18 protein-coding genes and 2 pseudogenes are annotated in these 24,311 nt (G+C 74.0%); 12 read left to right on the top strand and 8 right to left on the bottom strand.

Features of this window, described 5'->3' with window-relative positions; all coding sequences use genetic code 11:
* Positions 1 to 28: 28 nt before the first annotated feature.
* The 4 genes and pseudogenes from AC38ZX_RS16320 to AC38ZX_RS16305 all read left to right on the top strand — a co-directional run bounded on the left by AC38ZX_RS16320 (position 29) and on the right by AC38ZX_RS16305 (position 7,881).
* Positions 29 to 994 carry a DUF3152 domain-containing protein gene (locus AC38ZX_RS16320; RefSeq protein ID WP_426592901.1) on the top strand — a complete coding sequence of 322 codons (966 nt, stop codon included), beginning with the start codon at positions 29 to 31 and terminating at the stop codon, positions 992 to 994.
* A gap of 95 nt (positions 995 to 1,089) precedes the next feature.
* Positions 1,090 to 4,287 carry an ATP-dependent helicase gene (locus tag AC38ZX_RS16315; protein ID WP_491295213.1) on the top strand — a complete coding sequence of 1,066 codons (3,198 nt, stop codon included), beginning with the start codon at positions 1,090 to 1,092 and terminating at the stop codon, positions 4,285 to 4,287.
* Positions 4,248 to 6,665 (top strand): annotated as a pseudogene (locus AC38ZX_RS16310) (ATP-dependent helicase); the annotation flags it as partial. The gene AC38ZX_RS16315 and the pseudogene AC38ZX_RS16310, both read left to right, overlap by 40 nt.
* A 409-nt stretch (positions 6,666 to 7,074) precedes the next feature.
* Positions 7,075 to 7,881 (top strand): PD-(D/E)XK nuclease family protein, encoded by an 807-nt coding sequence (locus tag AC38ZX_RS16305; protein WP_491297455.1) that lies wholly within the window; start codon positions 7,075 to 7,077, stop codon positions 7,879 to 7,881.
* Between the two features lie 105 nt (positions 7,882 to 7,986).
* On the opposite strand, the gene AC38ZX_RS16300 is transcribed toward AC38ZX_RS16305, so the two are convergent.
* Positions 7,987 to 8,931 carry a phosphotransferase gene (locus AC38ZX_RS16300; protein WP_491295212.1) on the bottom strand — a complete coding sequence of 315 codons (945 nt, stop codon included), beginning with the start codon at positions 8,929 to 8,931 and terminating at the stop codon, positions 7,987 to 7,989.
* Positions 8,932 to 9,230: 299 nt separating this feature from the next.
* Between AC38ZX_RS16300 and nudC the strand changes: the two genes are divergently transcribed.
* The gene (gene nudC, locus AC38ZX_RS16295; RefSeq protein ID WP_491295211.1) at positions 9,231 to 10,229 is read left to right on the top strand and encodes an NAD(+) diphosphatase; all 999 of its coding nucleotides are present in this window, start codon (positions 9,231 to 9,233) and stop codon (positions 10,227 to 10,229) included.
* On the opposite strand, the gene AC38ZX_RS16290 is transcribed toward nudC, so the two are convergent.
* Positions 10,189 to 10,449, bottom strand: coding sequence for a mycoredoxin (locus AC38ZX_RS16290; RefSeq protein WP_426592896.1), 261 nt, complete (start codon positions 10,447 to 10,449; stop codon positions 10,189 to 10,191). The genes nudC and AC38ZX_RS16290 overlap by 41 nt on opposite strands.
* Before the next feature lie 189 nt (positions 10,450 to 10,638).
* On the opposite strand from AC38ZX_RS16290, the gene AC38ZX_RS16285 reads away from it, so the two are divergent.
* The 3 genes from AC38ZX_RS16285 to AC38ZX_RS16275 all read left to right on the top strand — a co-directional run bounded on the left by AC38ZX_RS16285 (position 10,639) and on the right by AC38ZX_RS16275 (position 13,435).
* Positions 10,639 to 12,648, top strand: coding sequence for an ATP-dependent helicase (locus AC38ZX_RS16285; RefSeq protein ID WP_491295210.1), 2,010 nt, complete (start codon positions 10,639 to 10,641; stop codon positions 12,646 to 12,648).
* 103 nt (positions 12,649 to 12,751) lie between these two features.
* Positions 12,752 to 12,946, top strand: coding sequence for a hypothetical protein (locus tag AC38ZX_RS16280; protein WP_491295209.1), 195 nt, complete (start codon positions 12,752 to 12,754; stop codon positions 12,944 to 12,946).
* A gap of 141 nt (positions 12,947 to 13,087) precedes the next feature.
* Entirely contained in the window at positions 13,088 to 13,435 is a 348-nt protein-coding gene (locus tag AC38ZX_RS16275) for a WhiB family transcriptional regulator (RefSeq protein ID WP_426592893.1), read from the top strand.
* Between the two features lie 3 nt (positions 13,436 to 13,438).
* Here AC38ZX_RS16275 and AC38ZX_RS16270 read toward each other — a convergent pair whose 3' ends face one another.
* From AC38ZX_RS16270 to AC38ZX_RS16255, 4 genes are all read right to left on the bottom strand, one after another.
* A complete protein-coding gene (locus AC38ZX_RS16270; protein WP_491295208.1) occupies positions 13,439 to 14,389 on the bottom strand; it encodes a thiamine biosynthesis protein ThiF in 951 nt (316 codons plus the stop codon).
* 202 nt (positions 14,390 to 14,591) lie between these two features.
* Complete coding sequence (locus tag AC38ZX_RS16265; protein WP_491295207.1) at positions 14,592 to 15,104, bottom strand: TetR/AcrR family transcriptional regulator; 513 nt, start codon at positions 15,102 to 15,104, stop codon at positions 14,592 to 14,594.
* Entirely contained in the window at positions 15,101 to 15,550 is a 450-nt protein-coding gene (locus tag AC38ZX_RS16260) for an SRPBCC family protein (protein ID WP_491295206.1), read from the bottom strand. The genes AC38ZX_RS16265 and AC38ZX_RS16260 overlap by 4 nt, the downstream gene beginning before the upstream one ends.
* Before the next feature lie 185 nt (positions 15,551 to 15,735).
* Positions 15,736 to 15,894 (bottom strand): DUF5679 domain-containing protein, encoded by a 159-nt coding sequence (locus AC38ZX_RS16255; protein ID WP_197029876.1) that lies wholly within the window; start codon positions 15,892 to 15,894, stop codon positions 15,736 to 15,738.
* A 171-nt stretch (positions 15,895 to 16,065) separates the two neighbouring features.
* Here AC38ZX_RS16255 and AC38ZX_RS16250 point away from each other — a divergent pair.
* Positions 16,066 to 16,741 (top strand): annotated as a pseudogene (locus tag AC38ZX_RS16250) (SprT-like domain-containing protein).
* Between the two features lie 108 nt (positions 16,742 to 16,849).
* Here AC38ZX_RS16250 and AC38ZX_RS16245 read toward each other — a convergent pair.
* The gene (locus AC38ZX_RS16245) at positions 16,850 to 18,232 is read right to left on the bottom strand and encodes a zinc-dependent metalloprotease (protein ID WP_426592888.1); all 1,383 of its coding nucleotides are present in this window, start codon (positions 18,230 to 18,232) and stop codon (positions 16,850 to 16,852) included.
* A 141-nt stretch (positions 18,233 to 18,373) separates the two neighbouring features.
* Here AC38ZX_RS16245 and AC38ZX_RS16240 point away from each other — a divergent pair, with 141 nt between their 5' ends.
* Positions 18,374 to 19,402 carry an NAD-dependent epimerase/dehydratase family protein gene (locus AC38ZX_RS16240; RefSeq protein WP_491295205.1) on the top strand — a complete coding sequence of 343 codons (1,029 nt, stop codon included), beginning with the start codon at positions 18,374 to 18,376 and terminating at the stop codon, positions 19,400 to 19,402.
* A gap of 29 nt (positions 19,403 to 19,431) precedes the next feature.
* The gene (locus AC38ZX_RS16235; protein WP_491295204.1) at positions 19,432 to 20,556 is read left to right on the top strand and encodes a YlbL family protein; all 1,125 of its coding nucleotides are present in this window, start codon (positions 19,432 to 19,434) and stop codon (positions 20,554 to 20,556) included.
* 4 nt (positions 20,557 to 20,560) lie between these two features.
* Here the strand turns inward: AC38ZX_RS16235 and AC38ZX_RS16230 are convergent, their stop codons facing one another.
* Positions 20,561 to 21,112 carry a PPA1309 family protein gene (locus tag AC38ZX_RS16230; protein WP_491295203.1) on the bottom strand — a complete coding sequence of 184 codons (552 nt, stop codon included), beginning with the start codon at positions 21,110 to 21,112 and terminating at the stop codon, positions 20,561 to 20,563.
* Positions 21,113 to 21,297: 185 nt separating this feature from the next.
* Between AC38ZX_RS16230 and AC38ZX_RS16225 the strand changes: the two genes are divergently transcribed.
* Positions 21,298 to 24,270 (top strand): UPF0182 family membrane protein, encoded by a 2,973-nt coding sequence (locus AC38ZX_RS16225; protein WP_491295202.1) that lies wholly within the window; start codon positions 21,298 to 21,300, stop codon positions 24,268 to 24,270.
* Positions 24,271 to 24,311: the final 41 nt, after the last annotated feature.

Below are 24,311 nucleotides of genomic sequence, written 5' to 3'. Positions count from 1 at the left end.
ATGTGTCAACGATGCGACGATACCGAGTGTGACGAAGACCGGCAGACGCCGGAACGGTGGCGAGACCAGGCTCCCGCGCCGCCACGCGCGCGGCCGTGGGCGCCGTCTCGTCGCGTCCGGCCGCCGTCGGGGTCCGCTCGTCGTCGCGGTGCTCGCCGGGCTCGTCGCGGGTGCCGGCACGGCGTGGGCGGCCGCCGCGGACCCGCGGGCGGGGGCGCTGTTCGGGGTTCCGACGAGTCCTGCTGCCGCGGCGTCCCTCGTCGAGTCTCCGTTCATGCCCGATGCCGCCATCCTCGACCGGACCGGGCTGCAGAGCCGCAGCGGCGGCCTGCGGATCGCCGACGAGCCGTCGCCGAGCCCCGCGCCCGCCGACCCGGAGCCGAGCGTCGCCGACGCCGCGCCGGGCATCGTCGCCCTGCCGCCGGGTCTGACCGCCGCCGACGTCGCCGCCGGGTTGCTCTCCGCGGACGTGCCCGAGGTCGCCGGCGGGACGTTCGTCGTCGTGCCCGGCAGCGACCCCGGACCGGGCACCGGCGTCGTGCGGACGGTCCGCGTCGAGGTCGAGCAGGGGCTGGCGATCGACGGGGCGGCGTTCGCGGCCCTCGTCATGGCCACGCTCAACGACCCGCGCGGCTGGGGCGGGGACGGCTCGACGTCCTTCGCGCGCACCGACGGCGACGCGTCGTTCCGCGTGCTGCTGGCCTCGCCGTCGACCGTCGACCGTCTGTGCGCGCCGCTGCAGACCGACGGTGAGGTCTCGTGCGGACGGGCCGGGCACGCGGTGCTGAACCTGCGACGGTGGGTCGAGACGACGCCCGAGTACACCGCCGACAAGACGCTGTACCGCCAGTACGTGGTCAACCACGAGGTCGGTCACCTGCTGGGGCACCAGCACCAGAAGTGCCCCGGGGCGGGCCAGCTGGCACCGGTCATGCAGCAGCAGAGCTACCGGGCGGCACCGTGCGTGCCGAACGCGTGGCCGTTCCCGGGCTGATCTCCGGCTTGTCTTCCGCGCGGTCTTCTGCGTGATCTTGTGCCCGTCGCGGGTCGTGCGCAGCCCTGTCGGTGGCTCGTGATGGACTCGTCCGCGTGACCACCGCGACGCCCGCCCTGCGCCTCGTGCGCCCGGCGTTCGCCGACGTCCCGGTCTCCGGGCCGGGGTCGCTCGTCCACCTCGACCCGGACCAGGCCGCGGCGGTCTCGGCCGTGGCGCGGGGCACCGATCCCGCTCTCCTGGTGCTCGGGGCGCCAGGGACGGGCAAGACGACCGTCGCGCTCGAGTCGGTCGTCGCGGCCGTCGACGCCGGCCTCGACCCGCACGACGTGCTCGTGATCGCCGCCGGCCGACGCGCCGCGGCAGACCTGCGCGACAGGCTCTCGGCCCGCCTGCGGGCGACGTCGGGGCGCCCGCTGGTGCAGACCGCGGCGGCGGCCGCGTTCTCCGTCCTGCGTGCGCGGGCCGCGCTGCTCGGCGAGCGGCCGCCCACGCTCGTGTCGGGCGCCGAGCAGGACCTGATGCTGGGCGAGCTGCTCGCGGGGCATGCCGCCGGCGACGGCGTCCCGCTCGCCTGGCCGCCGCAGGTCCGGCCCGACGTGCTGCGGCTGCGCCCGTTCCGCGATGAGCTGCGCGACCTGCTCATGCGGGCCGCCGAGCGGGGCGTGCGGCCCGCAGACCTGGCGGAGCTCGGCGACCGGCACGGTCGGCCCGCGTGGGTCAGTGCCGCGCGGCTGTACGAGGAGTACCTCGACATCGTCGAGCTGCGCACCGGCACCCCCGACCTCGGGGCGCGGCTCGACCCCGCGGTCGTCGTGGACGAGGCTGCGCAGGCGCTCCTGACCTGGGAGGACGAGGTCCCGGGCGCCGTCCGGCCGCGCTGGGGCCTGGTCGTCGTGGACGACCACCAGGAGAGCACGTCGGCGACGGCCCGGTTCGTGCAGGCGCTGGCCGACGACGACGCCCGCGTGGTGCTGCTGGCAGACCCCGACGCCGCCGTGCAGTCGTTCCGCGGTGCCGCGCCGTCGCTGGTCGGGCGTGCGGTGGTGACCGGGTCCGGCCCGGGCGAGCTCGGCGCCCGGACGATGACGCTGCGCACGGTCTGGCGGCACGACCCCCAGCTGCGACAGGTGGTCGAGCGGATCACCGAGCGCATCGGCAGCGTGGGGGTCGTCCGTCACCGGCAAGCGACCGCCGTCGGCCAGGAGGGCACCGGGGCCAAGGTGGCGCTGCTGCCGAGCACCGCGCAGGAGGCCGCGTACGTCGCGCACGCGTTGCGCACGGCGCACGTCGAGCGCGGCGTGGCGTGGGCGGACATGGCCGTTCTTGCGCCGACCGGTGCGCAGGTCACCGCGCTGCGGCGCGCGCTCGCGGGGGCGGCCGTCCCGGTGAGCGTGCTGGGCAGCGACGTGCCTTTGCGAGACGAGCCGGCGGTGGCGCCTCTGCTCGACGCCATGCGCGTGTGCGTCGGCGCGGCGCCGCTGGACGCGGCCGCGGCGGTCCGGCTCGCATGCTCCCCGCTCGGAGGGTTGGACGCGGTGGGGCTGCGACGGGTGCGCCGGGCCCTGCGTGCGCACGAGCTCGCGGCGGGCGGCGGGCGCGCCAGCGACCTGCTGCTGGTGGAGGCGTTAGGGGACGGCTTCGGGGAGCTGCCACTCGCGGCGCGACCGGTGGTACGTCTGGCGCGTGTGCTCGCGGCCGGTCGGTCGGCGGCCGCGCGCCCCGACGCGGACGCGCAGACCGTGCTGTGGGCGCTGTGGGCGGCGGCTGACCAGGCCGAGGGCTGGCGTCGGTCCGCGCTCGCGGGCGGCTCGGCGGGGGAGCGTGCCGACGGAGACCTCGACGCGGTGCTGGCGGTGTTCCGGGCCGCCGAGACGTTCGTGGACAGGATGCCGCGGTCGGCGCCGGCCGCGTTCGTCGACTGGCTGCAGGCGCAGGACCTGCCGTCCGACTCGCTCGCGGCACGGGCACGCCGGGCGGCGGTGCAGGTGCTCACGCCTGCCGGTGCGGCCGGTCGCGAGTGGGAGGTCGTCGTGGTCGCAGGTGTCCAGGACGGGACGTGGCCGGACCTGCGGCTGCGCGACTCCCTGCTCGGTGCGCAGACGCTCGTCGACGTCCTCGCGGGCCGCGGCGTCACGCACTCCGACCCCGGTCGGGAGGCCGCCGAGGCGCGGCAGGCGGTGCTCGCCGACGAGCTGCGCACGTTCGCCGTCGCCTGCTCCCGCGCGCGCACGTCGCTGCTGGTGACGGCGGTCGACGACGTCGACCACCAGCCGTCGTTGTTCGTCGAGCTGGTCGAACCCAACGACGAGGACCTCGATCCGCGGCGGACCAGCACACCCGCGCCGCTGGACCTGCGGGGGCTGGTCGCCCAGCTGCGCGCGCACCTCGAGCAGGCGGCCCTGGACGGCGTCGAACCCGACCCGGCGGCCGCACGGACCCTGGCCCGGCTGGCAGCGGACGGTGTGCCCGGAGCCGACCCCGGGGACTGGCTGGGCCTCGCCGCTCCGTCCAGCCGGGCTCCGCTCTGGGCGCCCGACGAGCGCGTCCCGGTCTCGCCGTCCAAGGTCGAGACCGCTCAGCGCTGCGCGCTTCGCTGGGCGCTCGAGTCCGCCGGGGGGACGGGTTCGTCGAGCAGCACGCAGAACCTGGGCACGCTGCTGCACGCGATCGCGCAGGAGCACCCGCAGGGCACCGAGGCGGAGCTGGCGGCCGCGCTGGACCAGCGGTGGGGCGAGCTCGGGCTCGGCACAGGCTGGCCGGCGATGGCCACGCGCCGGCGTGCAGACGCCATGGTGCACCGGCTCGCCGGCTACCTGCGGTCCGCGGGCGAGCCGCTGCTGACCGAGGGCGCCTTCTCGCTGGAGACGGACCGGGCCACCCTGCGCGGCAGCGTCGACCGCATCGAGCGGACGGACGACGGAGCCGTGCGCGTGGTCGACCTCAAGACCGGCGCAAGCCCGCCGACCGCAGCCAAGGCCGCCGAGAACCCCCAGCTCGGCGCCTACCAGCTCGCCGTCGACGCCGGCGCGTTCGCCGACCTGCCGGCCGGTGCCACCAGCGGTGGCGCGCAGCTGGTGTACCTGGGCACGGGCGTGTCGGCCGCCATCCGCGAGCAGCCGCCGCTCGGCCCGGAGGCCGAAGGGCCCAGCTGGGCGCGCGTGCTGGTGGACCAGGTGGCCGACAAGATGGCGGCCTCCACGTTCGAGGCGACCGCCAACGACCTGTGCGACCGGTGCCCGGTCCGCCGCTCATGCCCGGTGCGCGGCGAGGGTGGGCAGGTGGTCGCATGACGAGCGTGCTCCCGGACGGGTCGGTCTCGGCCCGCCTCTCGGCCGCCCAGATCGCGGAGCTGGTGGGTCAGCCGGCGCCGACGGACGAGCAGCGCAGGATCATCGAGGCGCCGCTGACCCCGTCCCTGGTGGTCGCCGGCGCCGGTTCGGGCAAGACCGAGACCATGGCGGCCCGCGTGGTCTGGCTGCTGGCCAACGGTGTGGTGCAGCCCGACCAGGTGCTGGGCCTGACGTTCACGCGCAAGGCGGCCGGCGAGCTGTCCGAGCGGGTGCGCAAGCGGCTGCGGACGCTGTCGCGCGCTGCTGCCGCGCAGGGCGTCCCCCTCGCGGACGCGGCGGACGACGATGCGCTCGCGGGCCTGGCCCGGCCGACGATCGCGACCTACAACTCCTATGCCGCCTCGCTCGTCGCGGACCACGCGCTGCGGCTCGGTCTCGACCCGTCGGCCCGCCTGCTCGGCGAGGCCGCCCAGTGGCAGCTGGCCAGTGACGTCGTCGAGGCGTGGGGCGACGACCTCGACACGGACGCGGCGACCTCCACGGTGACAGAGGCGGTGCTGACGCTGTCCGGCGCGCTCGACGAGCACCTGCTCGACCCGTCGGCCGCGCGGGTCGGCATCGAGGCCATCATCGAGGCCCTGCTGGCGACGCCCGCCGGGACGCCTGCGCGCGAGCCGTACGCCGAGGTCAAGAAGCTGATCCGGTCGCTGGACGAACGCGTCCGCGTGCTCGATCTCGTCGCCGAGTACCGGCGGCGCAAGCGCGCCGCGGACGCCATCGACTTCGGCGACCAGGTCGCGCTCGCCGCGCGGCTCGCGCTGGACGTGCCCGAGGTCGGCGCGGGCGAGCGGACACGGTTCCGGGTGGTGCTCCTCGACGAGTACCAGGACACGTCCTACGCGCAGCTGACCCTGCTCGGCGCGTTGTTCGGCGACGGGCACCCGGTGACCGCGGTCGGCGACCCGCACCAGTCGATCTACGGCTGGCGCGGTGCGAGCGCAGGCGGTCTGGAGGGCTTCCCGGCGCAGTTCCCCCAGCTCCACGACGACGGCTCACGAACCCGGGCCGACGTGCACCAGCTGTCGACGTCGTGGCGCAACGACGCACGGATCCTCGCGGCCGCCAACCACGTCGCGGGCCCGTTGCGCGCGGCGAGCACGCGCGTCGAGGTCCCGGTCCTGGCCGCGCGACCGGGGGCCGGCAGTGGCCACGTGCACGGCCACGTGGCCGCGACGATCGAGGACGAGGCGTCGGCGGTCGCGACGTTCGTCGCCGACCGGTGGCGCCCGTCGGTAGACGGAACGGGACGGGTGAGCGCCGCGGTGCTCTGCCGCAAGCGGTCGCAGTTCGAACCGCTGCGACGAGCGCTGCGAGCGCGCGGGCTCCCGGTCGAGGTGGTCGGGCTGGGGGGGCTGCTGTCCGCGCCCGAGGTCGTGGACCTGGTGGCCGTCCTGCAGGCGGCGCACGACCCGTCCCGTGGCGACGCCCTGATGCGCCTGATGACCGGTGCCCGGACCGCTCTGGGCGCGGCCGACCTGCACGCGCTCGCGGCGTGGGCAGGCGAGCTGGCTGCTCGACACAGCGGAACGTCGCGCCAGCGTGAGCACGGTGAGCGCCGCGAGGCGGCGCGCGCGCAGAGTCGGGCGGCGGCTCCCGCTTCCGGCGTCGAGGAGACCGTGGTCGTGGAGGCCGACGCCGTCGACGAGCGCAGCATCGTGGACGCGCTCGACGCGATCAGCGAGCTCCCCGCGGCGGGGTGGACCAGCCGGAGCGGACGGACGCTGAGCGCGACGGGGCGGGCGCGGCTGGTCGACCTCGCGGCGCTGCTGCGGGTGGTGCGGTCGCACACGTACCTGTCGGTGCCCGAACTGGTCGGCGAGGCCGAGCGGCTGCTGGGGCTCGACATCGAGGTCGCCGCGCGCGCCGGCACGACGCCGGGCCGTGCCCGGGCCCAGCTGGACGCGTTCCGGGACGTCGCCGCCGACTTCGCCCGGTCGGCGGACCACCCCAACCTCGGAGGGTTCCTCGCGTGGCTGGAAGCGGCCGAGGCGAAGGAGCACGGGCTCGACATGCCGGTGGCCGAGCCGGACCCGGACGCGGTCCAGCTCATCACGGTGCACGCGGCCAAGGGGCTCGAGTGGGACGTCGTCGCGGTCGCCGGGCTGGTGGACGGCGGTCTGCCGGCGACGGCGGCGCAGGGCAAGGACGGCCCGAAGGACTCCGCCTGGCTCACCGGTCTCGGCTCCCTGCCGTACCCGCTGCGCGGCGACCGGCACGACCTGCCCGAGCTCGATCACGCCGGAGCCGCCGACCCCAAGGACCTGGAGGAGCGGCGCAAGGACTTCGTGCTCCGCGCCGGTGACCACCAGGTCGCCGAGGAGCGTCGGCTGGCGTACGTGGCCCTGACCCGCGCCCGCACCGCCCTCTTCCTGACGGCGGCCTGGTGGGGCGAGGGGTCGCGCGCCCGCAAGGTGTCGACGTTCCTGGACGAGCTGGCGGAGGCCGGGCTCGTCGAGCTCGACGCATGGGACCCGGCACCCGTCGACGGCGAGGAGAACCCCCGGGGCGCCCGCGAGCTCACCGCGGTCTGGCCGGCGGACCCGTTCGCCACCGACGGTGCCTCGCCGCGCCGCGGCCTCGTCGAGGGCGCGGCGCAGCGCGTCCGCGCGGCGATGCGGGACGCGGGGGCGCTAGGAGCCGGCGACGACGAGCACCCGTGGGAGGTGCTGGCGACCCGTCTGCTGGCCGAGCGGGAGCGGGGCCGGACGCCGGTGGGCACGGTCGAGGCTGCCCGCGCACCTGTCGGCCTCGGCGGTCGTCCGGCTCGAGAGCGACCCGACCGAGTTCGCCCGGCACCTGCGGCGCCCCGTCCCGGCCGAGCCGTCACCGCAGGCCCGGCGCGGCACCCGGTTCCACGCCTGGGTGGAGAGCTGGTACGGCGCGGCTGCCCTGGTCGATGTGGACGCGTTGCCGGGTGCCGACGACGACACGGCCGAGAGCGACCAGGACGAACAGGCGCTGCAGGCCGCGTTCCAGTCCTCGGAGTGGGCGAACCGGTCGCCGATCGCGATCGAGGTGGACGTCGAGACGCCGGTCGACGGCTACGTCCTGCGCTCGCGGATCGACGCCGTCTTCGCCGACCCCGAGGCCGACGTCGATCGCGCCGGCGCTCGGTCCGATCGCGTGGTCGTCGTCGACTGGAAGACGGGCGTACCGCCCGAGGACCAGGCGACCCGGGCGGCACGTGAGGTGCAGCTCGCCGTGTACCGGCTGGCGTGGTCGCGCTGGACCGGGATCCCGCTCGACCGGGTTCGTGCGGCGTTCTGCTACGTCGGCTCGGGCGTGACCGTCTACCCGCAGCGGCTGCTCGACGAGGGCGAGATCACCGCCCTGCTGCGAGCGGCGACCACCCGCGAGGCCGCCCCCGAGCGACCGGTGCGCGCCGCGGCGCCGGGCGCGAACAGGGGCGGTCGTCGCGACAACGCCCCTGCGCACGCCCGGGAGGGCTGGGCCGGGCGCAAGGTGCGACAACCCGCGAACCAGCCGACGCTCGACCTCGAGGGGCTCGTCGACGACGCACCGGCTGGCCGCTGACCGCGACGACCGTCACCGGGCACGGGGTGTACCAGCGGCGCGCAGCGCGCAACGCCATGGTGCGACGGGCAGCCCGACTGAAGCGTGGCCCCGTCGACCCGACGGTCACGCCATCTGGTGCTCGGCCTCGATCTCGTCGAGGGCCCGCGTGTGGTCGTCGAGCTCGACCAGCATGGCGACGGCGTCGTCGATGATCTCGACGTCACCCGTCCGCACGCCGTAGAGCAGCCAACGCGCCAGCGCGAGCCCGGCGAGGTTCGCGCGGTCGACCAGGTGCGGGTCGATGAGCTCGGTGCGCCGCAGCTGGTACGCCTCCAGGATCGAGTCGACGGCATCGCTCGGCGCGGCGACGAGCAGCCACGCGAGGTCGTCGGCCGGGTCGGCGACGCAGGCGTCGCCCCAGTGCAGGATCCCGCTCACGGCGTCGCCGACGACGAGGACGCGGTCGGCGCTCAGGTCGCCGTGCACCACGGTCGGCCGGAACCGCCACAGGGCGACGTCCTCGAGGCGGGCCTCCCAGCGGCGTAGGAGGGCAGGGGGCACCTTGCCGGTGCGCGCGGCCTCGTCGACCTCGGCCTGGCGGCGCTGGCGGTACGCGCCCGCGTCGTACACGGGCAGACCGGCGGTCTCGACGAGGTTCGTCGGCAGCTCGTGCAGCGCGGCCAGCGCACGACCGAGCGACGCCGCCAGGCCGGGCCCGGGCTGCAGGTGCTCGAGATCCAGTGACTGCCCGGGGATCTCGGCGTGCACGCTCGCGCGGCCACCCTCGGGCAGGTGCGCGAACCCGGCGGGCACCGGGACGGCGAACGGCAGTCGACCGGTAGCGGCCTCCGGCCCGAGCAGACCGAGCAGGACCACCTCGGCCTCGAGCGCCGCGCCCGCCGCGGCGTGCTGGGGCGCGCGCACCACCCAGCGCTGCCGGGTGGAGTCGATGACCACGGCCGTGTCGTAGTCGGTGCCGGGTCGGGCTGGTCGACGTACGTCGAACGCGTCGAGGCCCGGCACGGCGACGGTAGCCAGTGCGGCCAGGGCGAGGGGTGAGCGAACCACGCGCCAAGGATAGGAGCGACCCGCCGTGCATCCCGGGGAGCCGCTCGGCGTGTCCGCGCCCGAATCGTCCCTTTGCCCCGTCGTTGCCTGAATCGACGGACCGGATCGCCCACGAGGTGCAGAGGGGCAGTCACGTCCTCGGGCCCGTGCCCGGCGCCGTAACGTGGCGCGGGTGATCGTTTCCGACGATCTGTCCACGAACTCGGGGCGGTCCCCGGCGCCGTAACGTGGCGCGGGTGATCGTTTCCGACGATCTGTCCACGAACTCGGGGCGGTCCCGGCCCCGTAACGTGGCGCGGGTGATCGTTTCCGACGACTTACCCCTCTCCCGAGCCGACATCGACCGCGCCGCCCACCGCCGTACCGAGACGGACGTCGTCGACACGGCGCTGCGCACCCCGTCGACCCGCATCGTGCTGGTGCGCGGGGGCTCGGTCGGCACGACGCCGGAGCGGGCACTGGCCTACCGCACGGCGGACGAGGTGGCGGGCCTGGCGCACGCCGACGACGCGGAGCCGGGCGCGGACTGGCTTCTGCTCGGTGAGGACACCGACGGCGTCCTGTACCTGGCGCGTCGGGTGCCGGAGCCGGACCCGCTGCCACTCGCGGGTGAGCCGTCGGACGTGCTCGTGCACCGACGAGTGGCGACCGCGCCGACGGGCTGGACCTCGCTGCGCGAGCTCGGTGCTGCGCTCGACGGTGCAGAGGCGGGGCTGGCGACGACGGCTGTCGCGCTCGACGCGTGGCACGACCGGCATGTCCGCTGCCCGCGCTGCGGGTCCGCCACGCGCGTGGAGCAGGCGGGCTGGATCCGGGTGTGCGTGGCCGACGGCTCGGAGCACTACCCGCGCACCGACCCCGCGGTGATCATGTCGGTGGTGGATGACGAGGACCGGATCCTGCTGGGCCACGCGGCGCAGTGGGCGCCGGGCCGCTGGTCGACGCTCGCGGGGTTCGTGGAGTCGGGGGAGTCACTCGAGCACGCGGTCCGCCGCGAGGTGCTCGAGGAGACGGGCGTCGTCGTCGACCAGGTGTCCTACCGCGGCAGCCAGCCGTGGCCGTTCCCGGCCTCCCTGATGCTCGGCTTCCGGGCGTCGGCCGTGACCACGGACGTCGTCGTCGACGGGATCGAGCCGCTGACGCACGCTGGTTCACGCGGGACGAGCTGGCGACGGCGGTCGCGAGCGGGGACGTCATCCCTCCCGGCCGCGCCTCGATCGCGCGCGCGCTGGTCGAGGAGTGGTTCGGCGGGGCTCTCTAGGAGAGGCGCGCCTGGACCTGCACCAGCGACGGATTAGTCGCCGCGGTGCCGTCGGGGAAGACCACCGTCGGCACGGTCTGGTTCCCGCCGTTGAGCGACTCGACGAGCGCCGCGGCGTCCGGGTGGTCCTCGATGTCGATCTCCGTGTACCCGATGCCCGCGGAGTCCAGCTGGGTCTTCAGTCGACGGCAGTAGCCGCACCAGGTCGTGGAGTACATCGTCACGGTGCCGGCGTCGGGCATGGTCTGCGTGGTCATCGGTCCTCGGGCTGCTCGGTGGTTCAGTGCTGCAGGCAACAACGTGCGGGACGCCGATTCGATTCCACGGCTCGACACAGGCATCGGCCCGCGGAGGCCTGCGGTCGAGACCCGCGGTCGAACTGATCGGTCGAGCGACCGTCCACAACCCGTGCCGCAGTGTCGGTCCGGGCTGCGAGACTGGGCGCGATGTCCTCCGAACCCCTCCTCGACGCGCTCGACCCCGAGCAACGGATCGTCGCGACGACGCTGCGCGGCCCTGTCCGCGTGCTCGCCGGCGCGGGGACGGGCAAGACGCGGGCGATCACCCACCGGATCGCCTACGGCATCCACGTCGGCGCCTACCGCCCGGGCAACGTGCTCGCCGTGACGTTCACGGCGCGCGCCGCGGGCGAGATGCGGACGCGGCTGCGGCTGCTGGGTGCGGGGGGCGTCCAGGCGAGGACGTTCCACGCGGCCGCGCTGCGCCAGCTCGGCTTCTTCTGGCCCAAGGTGGTCGGCGGCGCGCCGCCTCGGATCCTGGAGAAGAAGCTGCAGGTCGTCGCGCACGCCGCGCAGCTCGTCGGCGTGGAGACGGACCGTGAGAGCATCCGCGACCTTGCCTCGGAGATCGAGTGGGCCAAGGTCTCCCTGGTCACGCCGGACGACTACGAGCGCGCCGCCGCCGCGACCGACCGCCCCGCGCCCGGCGGGGTCGATCCGCAGTCGGTGGCCCGGTTGATGACGGCGTACGAGACGGCGAAGGACCAGCAGGGCGTCATCGACTTCGAGGACGTGCTGCTCCTGCTCTCGGCGATGCTGGCCGAGCGACCCGACGTTGCCGACTCGGTCCGCGAGCAGTACCGCTACTTCGTCGTCGACGAGTACCAGGACGTCAGCCCGCTGCAGCAGTACCTGCTGGACCAGTGGCTCGGGGGTCGCGACGGGCTGTGCGTGGTCGGCGACCCCAGCCAGACCATCTACTCGTTCGCCGGCGCCACGGCGCACCACCTCACCGCGTTCACGGCCTCGTACCCCAGGGCCGCGACGATCGAGCTGGTCCGCGACTACCGCTCGACGCCGCAGGTCGTGGGGCTGGCCAACCACCTGATGCGGCGGGCGGACGGTCCGGCGGCCCTGGCGCTGCGCGCGCAGCGCCCCGACGGCCCGGACGTCTCCTTCGTCACCTACGCCGACGACGACGCAGAGGCGGTCGGGGTCACGACGCGGATCGCGGCCCTGATCCGCAGCGGCACGCCGGCCTCCGACATCGCCGTCCTGTTCCGGACCAACGTGCAGTCCGAGGCGTTCGAGGCCGCGCTCGCGGACCGGGGGATCGGCTACCAGGTGCGCGGCAACGCCCGGTTCTTCGACCGCGCCGACGTGCGCAAGGCGCTCGTCCTGCTGCGCGGCGGCGCGCGGGGCGCCGATCCCGAGGTGCCGATGCCGGAAGCCGTGCGGGACATCCTGCGCTCGGCCGGCTGGACGGAGAAGGCTCCGGAGGGCCGCGGCGCCAGCCGGGAGCGATGGGATGCGCTGCAGGCGCTGGTCTCGCTGGCGGACGCGATCGCCGAGGCACCGCCGACGAGCGCGCCGCCGACCGTGTCGGACCTGGTGGCCGAGCTGGACGAGCGCGCGGCAGCCCAGCACGCGCCCACCGTCGAGGGCGTCACGCTCGCGTCGTTGCACGCGGCGAAGGGCCTCGAGTGGGAGGCCGTGTTCCTGGTCGGCCTCTGCGAGGGCCTCCTGCCGACGGTGCAGGCGCAGACCCCCGCCGCGGTCGCGGAGGAGCGACGGCTGCTCTACGTCGGCATCACCCGGGCGCGCGAGCACCTCGAGCTGTCGTACTCGCGGGCTCGTCATCCGCGGGCTCGCGCGTCCCGCGCGGTGTCCCGGTTCCTCACGGACCTGTGGCCGGGCGAGCGGCGGTCCGTCAAGGTGCCGGCCGCGGAGCCCGACGAGCGGGTCGTCGCGGCGCTGACCCGGTGGCGCGACGCCCGCGCCGCCGAGCTGCGCCGGCAACCCGGCAGCGTGCTGACCACGGCGACCATCCGCGCGATCGCCGAGCGTCGCCCGGCGACGCTGCAGGGTCGGCCAGGTGCGCGGCGTCGGTCCGCGGATGCTGGCGGACGTCGGGGAACAGGTTCTCGAGGCCCTGCGGACGCCCGCGCGTTGAGCCGATCGGGCGATGGCGCAAACTCGTCGAAGAATTGTCGTTAATTCGGTTGTCCACCGTCCGAATGCCGCCCTAGGGTGACGATGTCCCTGTTGATGGACCGCACGGAGACGTGTGGGTCCGAGCGAGAAGGAGGTGGGTGCCCTGATGAACATCAAGACGATCGAGACGACGAACGCCGTGTGCGCGTTCCTTCCGCGATCTCTCGCACCCATCGGCCTCGGCTACCAGGGGAGCGCTCTGCCCATCGGCGGTGCCGCCCTCGAGCCGACCGGTTTTCGTGCGTCGAAGCGCACGTGGACCGATCCCCGCACGCACCGCATCCGGACTTCCCTGATCTAGGCCCTCGACGAGGGCACAGGCCGCGGAGTCCGAACTCGGACCCGCGGCCTTTCTGTTTCTCCCGATGACTCGGGTGAGCGAAGGCAGTCGGTCCGGCACCGAACGCAAGACGCTCACCAGCAAGGACATCAGGAGGCCATCGTGCGGCTCACGACGCTGCTCGACACGGTGAACCAGGGCGGATCCGGGCCCTGGCCCCTCGCCGACAGCACGACCGACGACCGTCAGCAGTTCGACCAGATGGTCGCCGACTTCATCCCTTGCCGGTCGAACGACCCCGAGCTCTGGTTCGCCGAGCGGACAGCCCAGGTGGAGCAGGCCAAGGCCCTCTGCCGCGAGTGCCCGCTCATGGAGGGCTGCCTGGCCGGCGCCCTCGAGCGTGCCGAGCCGTGGGGCGTGTGGGGCGGCGAGGTGTTCATCGGCGGTGTGGTGGTGGCGACCAAGCGCGGTCGCGGACGCCCCCGCAAGGACGCGGCCCCGGCAGCCTGACCGCTACCGGACGGCCGGGAGGGCGGTGCACCCGCAGTGGGGGTGCACCGCCCAGGTGCGCATGCGGGGGACCGCGTCGGGCGCCGCGACCTCGAACAGCGAGCCCGGCGGCGGTCGCTCGCCGCCGTCCAGGTGCGCGAGCACCGCGGCGGTCCCGAGCCCGGCGGCCACGCAGGCCGTGGCACCGGGCTCGTCCGCGGCGGCGTCGGACCGCAGCTGACCGAGCAGGGCGGGCCACGCCGGGTCGGCGTCGGTGCGGTGCAGGTCCAGGCAGCGCAGGCAGGGGCCGCGCCCGGGCACGACGAGCGGGCCGACGACGGTGTCCGCCTCCCGTACCACGACCGACAGGTGCACCGTTCCCGCCGCGACCAGCGAGGGTCCGCGGTCGGGGTCCGCGACGTCGGTCTCGACGAGGACGACGACGTCGGGTGGCCGGGCGGCCTCCGTGGACACGCGCGGTGCGACGTCCCGCAGCAGGCGCGCCGCGACGGCGGCACGCACCGACCCGACATCCGTCCAGCGGTATCCCGTGGGCCCGACGTCGACCGCACGGACCGGCCGGTCGTCGTCGACCAGCACGGTGCCCACCCCGGCCGCGGCCAGCCCGATCGCGATGCCGAGACCGGTGGGCCCGAGCCCCAGGACCGCGACCGCACGCCCGTCCCGCGCCTGGACGACCGCACTGCCGTCACCATCGGGCCGCAGCAACGACCAGACCCGCGCGTCGACGGCCGCCGGCCCGGACGCGACGGGTGCATCGAGGTCCGGTCGGGTGAGCCGGGCCTGGGTGAGCAGGTCGAGCAGCACCTCGTCGACGGCGAGGAGGTGGGCCGGCGGCCCCGACGACACCGCGGCCGGCACGTCGGTGAGCCGGACCGCCCATCGCGGGTCGGTACCGACCTGCACCTCGGTCTCGGTGCGCCGCACCACACGCAGGCCGTCACGAAGTCGCATCGCAGGACTCTCGCACCCGGGCGCGCCGGGTGCGGTCGGTCATCCACAGGTGCCCTCGACGCGGGCCGCACGACGACGGGCACGGGCACCGGGAGGGCACCCGGCGTGACCCTCAGCACGACGCCGTGCTGCTTCGTGCGTGCGACGTCCCGCGGCGCCCGGCCGGCCGGGTCAGACCTCCTGCGAGGGGTCGGCGGATGGCTCAGGTGCGGGTCGCCGATCCCAGCGGGCCAGGGCTGTCTGCCAGGTCAGGTCCAGGTCGGCGCCCGGCGGAAAACGGTCCGAGAGCTCCCAGATCGACCAGTCCGTGGGCGAGGCCCCACAACGCGCGGGCGGCATGCTCGTCGCCTCCGGCTGCGGCGACCAGCGGTGCGGCCGCGGCCTGCTCGACGCCGGGAGCGATGCGCTCCCGAGCCAGGGGACGCCGGGTTGCCACCTCGTAGAGCCGGGGGTGCGCTCGCGCCCACGACCTGTACGCGTGCGCCAGCGCTTCGAGCCCTTGCCCGGAGACCGCGGAGAGGTGCTCGGTCAGGTCGACCAGTGCCCGCTGTTGGATGCCCGCGACGATGTCGTCCTTGTCTCGCACGTGCTTGTACAGGGAGGGAGCGCGGATACCCATCCGGGCGGCCAGGGCGCGCATGGTCAGCGCGTCCGGCCCCTGGTCCTCGAGCATCGCAACCGCGACGTCGAGGACCTCGTCCCTGCGGGAGGTCATCGTTCGATCTCGGTAGCGGCCCTCTCGGCTCGAAGGCGCAGGGCCTCGTTCATCGCCTCGAACCCCGCCTGCGTCTTCTCGACGGTCCCGCCGGCGAGCGGCACGAGCACGCCGGTGAACACCTCGGCCTGGGTCAGGCGGGTGCGGCCGTCCCCCAGGTCCTCCAGGAGGAAGGAGTGCCGCCCGTCGAAGACGCCCGGCACGAGGAGCCGGCCGAGCCACTCGAGCCGCTTGCCCTCCTCGACCACCGTGATGGTGGGCTTGAAGGTCATGGCCTTGCCGCCGGCGGGAACGATGCGGACCTGCGCCCGCCGGCCGACGACCAGCTTCCCCTCGAACGAGGTGATGAACGGGTTCCAGTCGGCGAAGCTCGCGACCGCCGACAGCTCGGACCAGACAGTCTCGGGCGGGGCGGCGATCTCGGTCACTGCGTGGATGGTCTTCATGGCATCTCCTCGGTGGCTAACGGTGTTAGCCACTCTGGCTTACGCCGTTAGCCGTGTCAAGAGGGGCGCCGCTCCACGGGTGTCTCGATCGCGGTGACGGCTGCCGCGACCGTCACCGGACATGCCGAAGGGCACCGTCCGTCCGGACGATGCCCCGTGGCTCGGTGCTGGTTCTGCTGGGCGGATCAGGCCTTGCCGAGGATCCGGTTCAGCTTGGTGCCGCAGACCGGACAGACGGCCTTGGCCATGCGCCGACCCGATTCCGAGATGACGACGTCACCCTCGGCCTCGCGCTTCTCCTTGCACTTCACGCAGTAGAACTCGCCTGAATACGTCTCAGCCATGGTGGCCTCCCTCGGTGTCGTGCACCGGGCCGGGGATCCGCCGGCCGGCGGCCGGGCGTGGTGAAGCCACGACGCCCGCGCGACGATCACAGTAGTGGCCGCAGCACACCAGATCGGCAAGATCCCGCGGGACGCGCCGTGCGTGTGGGAGCGCCGCGCTAGCGTTCACCTGTGTCGTCCACCACCCAGGACCTGTCGCAGGTCGAGATCCGCCGGTCGCGCAAGCGCGTGCGGACGGTCTCGGCCTGGCGCGAGGGCGACCGCACGATCGTGGCCGTGCCCGCGCGGTTCACACGCGCGCAGGAGAACGAGTGGGTCGAGCGGATGCTCGCGCGGCTCGACACTCAGGAGCGGCGTCGCAAGCCCTCGGACGTGGAGCTGGCAGCACGGGCCCAGGACCTCTCGTCGAGGTACCTGGGTGGCCGTGCGACTCCCACCAGCGTGCGATGGTCCACCAACCAGGGCCGCCGCTGGGGGTCGTGCACGCCGTCGGACGGCACCATCCGGATCTCCGACCGCGTGCGCGGGATGCCGCGCTGGGTGCTCGACTACGTCCTGCTGCACGAGCTGGCGCACCTGCTGCACGCCGGCCACGGACCGGAGTTCTGGGCGGCTCGACGCCTACCCGCGCACCGTGCGGGCGCGGGGCTTCCTCGAGGGCTACGCCTACGGCGCGGACCGGCCGGAGGGCTCCGAGGGCGCGGACGACGAGAGCGACGAGGGCGCGGACGACGAGACCGACGAGCGCTCGGACGGCGAGACCGACGAGGGCGACGAGGGCTCGGACCGTCGCGCCGACGGCGCCGTGGACGAGGAGCTCAGCGAGACGCTGTTCGACGACGCGTAGCGCGGCGCAGCCTCCGGCAGACAGCCCGTCGGCCGGGGTGCGGACGTCGGCGTGCGCCGGCGCGGACGATCGCGGACGCGCGCCGCCGGCTCGGGGCTGCGGAACGCGTCAGTCCTGGGCGTCGGGGTCCTCGCCGAAGATCTCGGCCAGCGCCCGGTCCACCTCGGCGGCGTCGTCGACGGCCGTCGCGCGACGGGCCGCGTAACCGGACGGGTCGTCGAGGTCGGCGGTGCCGGGCAGCAGGTCGGGGTGGTCCCAGACCGCGTCGCGCCCGTCGGGGCCGATGTCGCGCGCGATCTGCGCCCACAGGGCGGCGGCGTCGCGCAACCGGCGCGGACGCAGCTCGAGGCCGACGAGGTTGGCGAACGTCTGCTCGGCGGGCCCGCCGGCGGCCCGACGCCGACGGATCATCTCGCGCAGCGCCATCGTGTGCGGCAGGTGCGGGAGAGCGGCGTTGGACGCGACCTCGTCGACCCAGCCTTCGACGAGGGCGAGCGCGGTCTCGAGCCGCTCCAGGGCGGCGGCCTGCTCGGGCGTCGTGTGCGGGGCGAACACCCCGCCGGACAGAGCCTGCTGGAGCGCGGCGGTGTCGGTGGGGTCGATCGCCGAGACCGCGTCCTCGAGCTGGTCGACGTCGATCGTGATGCCGCGTGCGTAGGCCTCGACGGTCGCCAGGAGGTGCGAGCGCAGCCACGGCACGTGCGTGAACAGCCGGGTGGCCGCGGCCTCGCGCAGAGCGAGGAACAGGCGGACCTCGTCGACGGGCGCGTCGAGGCCCTCGGCGAACGCGTCGACGTTGGCGGCCACCAACGCGGGCGCGGGGCGGTCGAGCAGGGGCAACCCGATGTCGGTGGTGCCGAACACGTCGTGCGCCAGCGTGCCGGCGGCCTGCCCGACCTGCATACCGAACACCGCGGACCCGAGCTGACGCAGCAGGTTCCCCGGGTCGAGGCCCGGCACGTCCTGTGCGTCCAGACCGGCCGGCAGCGAGCCGCCGAGCGCTCCCACCAGGGCGGTGGACAGCGACGAGGCGACCGGCTCGGTGAGCGTGCGCCACGTGGGCAGCGTCGCCTCGACCCACTCCGCGCGGCTCCAGGCGTGCGGGGTGCCGGTCGAGGGCGGCAGGTCGGTCGCGGCGTCGAGCCACAGCTCGGCGACGGCCAGCGCGTCGAGCACCTGCTTGCTCTGGTGGACCGTGAGCGACGGGTCGCCACCGGCGGCCGCCTGCTGGCGCGCGAGGTCGTGGGCCATCTTCCAGTTGACCGGCTCGTCGCCGGAGGCGGACAGGAGCGCCTGGACCTGCGCGACCACCTGCTGGAGGGCCGCCGGGTCGTCGGGGAGCCCGGACGCGGCCGCCATGGCGGCGGGGTCGAACCCACGGGCCTGGAGCTCGCGGATCGCCTCGTCGGCACCCTCGCCGAGCATGGCGCGCATCATCTGCTCCCAGGCGGGAACGCCGTCGCCTGGCACGGCCGAGTTGTCGGGGCTCACGTGATCCTCCTGGGACGCCTGTGCTGGTTCGACCTGCGACGATGGGGCTCGCTGCGATCCACGGTAACCACGCAGCGGGGAGAACGGGGCACGGTGGGGGAGCAGGTTCGCTCAGGGCGCAGCCTGGGGCGCAGGGGTGCGGTGGCGTCGACGGACGCCGCGGAGGTCGTCGTCGTGGTCGGTCACGGCCCGGTCGCCGGTTCGCTCGCAGCGTCGTGGACGGGCATGGGCGCGACGGTCCGCTCCGTCGACGCGCTGCCGCCGCAGGACGCCCAGAGTGGGCTCGCGGGGGCGTCGGTCGTGGTGCTCGTCGGCCACGCCGGGGAGATGGCCGCGGCGGGAACCCGCGGTGCGGCCGAACGGCACAAGGCGATCGTCGCGCACACGCAGCGCACGCTGGCCGCCGCACGGGCCGTCGGCGTCCGGCACCTCGTCGCGATCTCGTCGGCGGCGGTGCACGGCGCGTGGCCCGACCGCCCGCCGATCCACGACGACGACGCCGTGGCCGCGTTCGACGAGGCCTCGCGGGGAGGCCTGGTGGGCGACCTGCTCGCCATGGAGGCCGTGCTCGAGCGGGGCGCGAGGCGTGCGAGCCCTCGGATCACGATCCTGCGGCCGGCCGCGCTCGCGGGGGTCGGCATCGACACGTTCGTGACGCGGCACTTCGAGGCGCCGAGGTTGCTGATGGTGCGCGGCGCGACCCGGCAGTGGCAGTTCGTGCACGTCGAGGACCTCGCGGCGGCCACCCGGTTCGTCGTGCAGCACGGGCTCACCGGACCGCTGACGGTCGGCGCGGACGACCTCCTGGAGCCGGATGAGGTCGAGCGCGCGGCGGGGATGCGGCGCATCGAGCTGGCCGCGACGACCGCGTTCGGCACCGCCGAGCGGCTGCACCGCGTCGGCGTCCTGCCCTCGCCCGCGGCCGAGCTGGCGTTCGTCGTCTACCCGTGGTCGGTTGCCTCCGACGGGCTGCGCGCCGCGGGCTGGACGACGAGGTGGTCGAGCGCGCAGTGCCTCGACGTCCTGCTGGAGGGCGTCCAGGGCCGGGTGGCCGTGGCCGGCCGGCGGCTGGGCACCCGGGACGCTGCGATCGGTGCGGCGGGTGCGGCCGTCGCGTTCGTCGGCACCGCCGCGGTCTGGCGGCAGGCCCGTGCGCGGCGCCGGCGCTGAGGCACATCCGCGTGGGGGATGATCGGGACGTGCTCGAGCAGCCCCCGGTGCCACCAGTTCCTGACGACGTCCCGTCGTACGACGTCGACGAACCCGCGCCACGCACCAGCCCGCGGTCGATCGTGCTCTCGGTCGGGTTGCTCTCGTCGGCCCTGCTCCTGGCCGCGCTCATCGTGCTGCCCGTGCCGTTCGCCGTGAACTCCCCCGGACCCACGCGCAACGTCCTCGGCGAGCACGACGGCACCCCGCTCATCCAGATCAGCGGCGCCGACACCTACCCGACGACGGGCGACCTGCGCCTGGTGACGGTCTCCGGGACGGGTGGCCCGGGATTCCCGTCGACGATCCGCGACGTCGTGACGGGGTGGCTGTCGCCGTCGTCGGTGGTGCTGCCCGTCGAGCTGCTCTACCCGCCGGACGCCTCCCAGGACGAGATCGACCAGTCGAACAACGCAGAGATGGTCTCCTCGCAGGAGAACGCGACGGTCGCCGCCCTGACCGAGCTCGGGTACGAGGTCCCGGCCACGCTGGTCGTCGCCGGGACGGTCACGGGTACGGACGCGGAAGGCAAGGTGGACAAGGGCGACACGATCGTCGCGATCGACGGGATCACCGTGCCGGACTACACCACGCTGCTGGACCACCTCGCCCAGGTCGACCCGGGCTCGACGATCACGCTGACGGTGACCCGGGCCGGTCAGAACGTCGACGTGCCGGTGGTCACGGGCACCAAGCCCGACGGCACCGCGCAGATCGGCATCTACATCGACCCGACCTTCGACTTCCCGGTCGACGTCAAGATCAGCATCGACAACATCGGCGGTCCCAGCGCCGGCACCATGTTCGCGCTCGGCATCATCGACAAGATGACGTCGCAGGACGAGACCGGCGGCAAGAACATCGCGGGTACCGGCACCATCGACGTGAACGGTGACGTCGGCGCGATCGGCGGTATCCGCCAGAAGATGCCCGGGGCGCTCCGCGACGGGGCGACGTGGTTCCTGGCACCGGCGTCGAACTGTGACGAGGTGGTCGGGCACGTGCCCGCCGGGCTGCGGGTGGTCAAGATCTCGACGCTGCACGAGGCCCGCGCGGACGTCGAGGCGATCGGCGCCGGCAAGGCCGACGACCTGCCGACCTGCACGACGTCGTAGCTGTTCAGTCGAACGTCGAGCGCACCGCGGCCACGAGCCCCGGGACCAGGTCGGCGCCCTGCCCGACCTGGCCGGCGTCGTCGCTGCCGCGCATGCGCACCGCGCACCACGAAGGCCCGTCGCGGAGCGCGCCGACGGCGAGCCGCACGTCCTGCCGCTCGGGGTGCGCCAGCAGGTACTCCAGCGCCTCCGAGCCGTCCGCGGGCATGGCCTCCTCGGCATCGGGCGGTAGCACCACCCGCTCGACGGTGACCGCCATGCCCTCGACCGTCGGCGGCCACGAGAGCCCGGCGAGGAGCGTCTCCAGGTCCGGAGCCGCAGGCAGGTCCTCCTGCTCGATCGAGGTCAGGTGCCAGGGTTGCGCGGTGGCAGCCGCGAGGACCGTCGGGTCGAGCTGCGCGGCCAGCCCCGGCTCCGTCAGCAGCGCCTCCTGCGTGCGGACCAGCGCGAACACGCGGACAGGTCCGTCCCAGCCCCCCTCGGCGACATGTCGTTCGATCTCGAGCACGGACTCGGCGAGCGCGCTGCGGGCGGGGTCCGGGGCAGGTTCGGTCACGTCTCATGGTCGCACCCGCACCCGGCGGGACTCGAACCGGTAACGGCGGGAACCCCGGCCGGTACCGGTGCGTTCTGGGATCGAGCGGTTCGCCCGATGCGCCCGAACAGAGCCGTCCGGTACCGTGCCAGACCTGCCAGGCGAGCAATCAATTCGCCGACGACGACGACGAGGACCGCAGCACAGTGACATCTGCCAACCCACCCCGCCCCGCAGCTCGTCAGCGTCGTCGCGGAGCGCTCGTGCCCACGCTCATCGTGCTGGGCGTGCTGGTGATCGTCGTCCTGCTCCTGGCCCAGGTGTGGACCGAGGTCCTCTGGTACAGGCAGCTCGGGTTCGGCCAGGTGCTGGCGACCGAGTGGGGCACGCGGCTGCTGCTGTTCGTCGTCGGGTTCGCCGTGATGGCCGGCGCCGTCGGCTGGAGCCTGCGCTACGGCTACCGCTCCCGGCCCGTCTACGCACCCTCCACGCAGGAGCAGGCCAACCTCGACCAGTACCGCGAGGCCATCGAGCCGCTGCGCCGGCTGGTGATGATCATCGGGCCCGCCGTCCTCGGCCTGTTCGCGGGTGCGGCGGCCTCGCAGCAGTGGGAGACGGTGCAGCTGTGGATCCACGGCGGGGCCGTCGGCCAGGTGGATCCGCAGTACGGCATCGACCTCGGCTTCTACATGTTCACGCTGCCGGGTCTGCGGTTCGTCGCGTCGTTCCTCATGGCCGTCGCGGTCTTGGCGGGCATCGGCGCGCTCGCCACGCAGTACCTCTACGGGGGCCTGCGGATCGGCGGCCAGCGCGGCGGTGCCCCGCGCACCACCCGCGCGGCCCGCGTGCACCTGTCGGTGATCGCCGCGGTGATCATGCTGCTCATCGCGGCGAACTACTGGCTCGACCGCTACTCCATCCTCACCAAGAGCCAGAGCAACAAGTTCGCCGGCGCGTCGTTCACCGACGTGCACGCGGTCATCCCGTCCAAGGCGATCCTGGCGGGCGTCGCGATCTTCGTCGCGGTCCTGTTCATCCTCACGGCGATCCGGGGGAACTGGCGGCTGCCCGCCATCGGCGTCGGCCTGATGATCGTCGCGGCGATCGCCGTCGGCGGCATCTACCCCGCCGTCGTGCAGAAGTTCCAGGTGCAGCCGAACCAGCAGGACGCCGAGTCGGAGTACATCTCCCGCAACATCGACGCCACGCTGGACGCGTACGGGCTGAAGAACGTCGAGAAGACGGACTACACGGCCAAGGTGACCGCCGAGGCCGGGGCGCTGCGCCAGGACGCCGAGACCACCGCGTCGATCCGGCTCCTCGACCCGCAGGTGGTCAGCCCGTCGTTCAAGCAGCTGGAGCAGATCCGGGGATTCTACGACTTCCCCGACTCGCTGTCGGTCGACCGCTACGACGTCAACGGCGAGAGCCGCGACACCGTCATCGCCGTGCGCGAGCTGAACCTGTCCGGTCTGGACACGCAGCAGCGCAACTGGACCAACGACGCGACGGTCTACACCCACGGGTACGGCGTCGTCGCCGCGTTCGGCAACACCACCGCCGCGCGCGGAGCCCCCGACTTCTGGGAGGGCGGCATCCCGTCCACGGGCGACATGGGCCCGTACGAGCCGCGCATCTACTTCAGCCCGAAGTCGCCCGAGTACTCGATCGTCGGTGCCCCCGCCGGCTCGAAGGGCTGGGAGCTCGACTACCCGGACGACGGCGCCTCCGGTGCAGCCAACACGGCCTTCCCGACGCAGACCGTCAGTGCCGGTCCGAGCATCGGCAACCCGGTGAACAAGTTCCTGTACGCGCTGAAGTTCGGCCAGGGCAACATCCTGTTCTCGGACCGCGTGACCTCCGCGTCGCAGATCCTCTACGACCGCGACCCGCGTGAGCGCGTGCAGAAGGTGGCCCCGTACCTGACCCTCGACGGCCGCGTGTACCCGGCGGTGGTCGACGGTCGCGTCAAGTGGATCATCGACGGCTACACGACGACCGACCAGTACCCGTACTCGGCGTCCCGCTCGCTCGACGCTGCCACCACCGACTCGCTGACGGAGACGTCGGACACGATCCAGGCGCTCCAGCCGAAGAACGTGAACTACATCCGCAACTCCGTGAAGGCCACGGTCGACGCGTACGACGGCTCGGTCACGCTCTACGCCTGGGACCCGACGGACCCGATCCTCAAGGCGTGGTCCAAGACGTTCCCGACGTCGCTCAAGCCGATCTCGGACATCGACGGCGCCACCATGAGCCACCTGCGCTACCCCGAGGACCTGTTCAAGGTGCAGCGCAACCTGCTCACCCAGTACCACGTGACCGACTCGGTGCAGTTCTTCTCGGGGAACGACTTCTGGAACAACCCGGACGACCCGACGAGCGCCGTCTCGGTGCCGCAGCCGCCGTACTACCTGACGCTGAAGATGCCCGACCAGCCCGGGGCCAAGTTCTCCCTGATGTCGACGTTCATCCCGCGGGGCGACAACGCGCGCAACGTGATGACCGGCTATCTGGCCGTCGACGCCGACGCCGGCAGCGAGGCCGGCAAACCGTCGGCCGACTACGGCAGGCTCCGGCTGCTCGAGCTCCCACGCGACTCCACCGTGCCCGGACCCGGCCAGATGAACAACAACTTCACGTCCGACCCGGCGGTCTCCAACGAGCTGAACATCCTCGGACGCGGGGACTCCAAGGTCCGGCGCGGCAACCTGCTGACGCTGCCCGTGGGCGGGGGACTGCTGTACGTCCAGCCGGTCTACGTCCAGGCCGCGACCGGCACCACGTACCCGTCCCTGCAACGCGTGCTGGTCGGCTTCGGCGACAACATCGGATTCGCCGACACCCTCGACGGCGCCCTCGACCAGGTGTTCGGCGGCGACTCCGGAGCCGCGGCCGGCGACGCCGGGACGGATCCGGGTGCCCCGGTCCCGACCCCGACGCCGACGCCGACGACGCCACCACCGGCGACGGGCGACGGGACCGACGCGGCGTCGCAGGCGCAGGCGCGCGCGGACCTCACGGCGGCGCTGCAGCAGGCCAACAAGGCGATCCAGGACGGCCAGGCCGCGCTCGCCATCGGCGACTTCTCGGCCTACGGCGCCGCCCAGAAGAGCCTCGACTCGGCCATCGACGCGGCGCTCGCGGCGGAGGCCAAGCTCAATCCGACGCCCTGACGGCGACCCGGCCGGCGGTCGTGTGTGACGCACGCGACCGC

This window comes from Cellulomonas sp. McL0606, from assembly GCF_058248365.1.
Note: the sequence above shows the minus strand (reverse complement) of the source record. Positions and strands in the feature narration are given on the sequence as shown.

What these genes read in the sequence shown, in the direction of transcription:
- AC38ZX_RS16290 (WP_426592896.1), bottom strand. Translation starts at nt 10,449, where the DNA reads ATGACCACGCAGACCATGCCCGACGCCGGCACCGTGACGATGTACTCC.
- AC38ZX_RS16285 (WP_491295210.1), top strand. Translation starts at nt 10,639, where the DNA reads ATGTCCTCCGAACCCCTCCTCGACGCGCTCGACCCCGAGCAACGGATC.
- AC38ZX_RS16255 (WP_197029876.1), bottom strand. Translation starts at nt 15,894, where the DNA reads ATGGCTGAGACGTATTCAGGCGAGTTCTACTGCGTGAAGTGCAAGGAG.
- AC38ZX_RS16280 (WP_491295209.1), top strand. Translation starts at nt 12,752, where the DNA reads ATGAACATCAAGACGATCGAGACGACGAACGCCGTGTGCGCGTTCCTT.
- AC38ZX_RS16265 (WP_491295207.1), bottom strand. Translation starts at nt 15,104, where the DNA reads ATGACCTCCCGCAGGGACGAGGTCCTCGACGTCGCGGTTGCGATGCTC.
- AC38ZX_RS16270 (WP_491295208.1), bottom strand. Translation starts at nt 14,389, where the DNA reads ATGCGACTTCGTGACGGCCTGCGTGTGGTGCGGCGCACCGAGACCGAG.
- AC38ZX_RS16260 (WP_491295206.1), bottom strand. Translation starts at nt 15,550, where the DNA reads ATGAAGACCATCCACGCAGTGACCGAGATCGCCGCCCCGCCCGAGACT.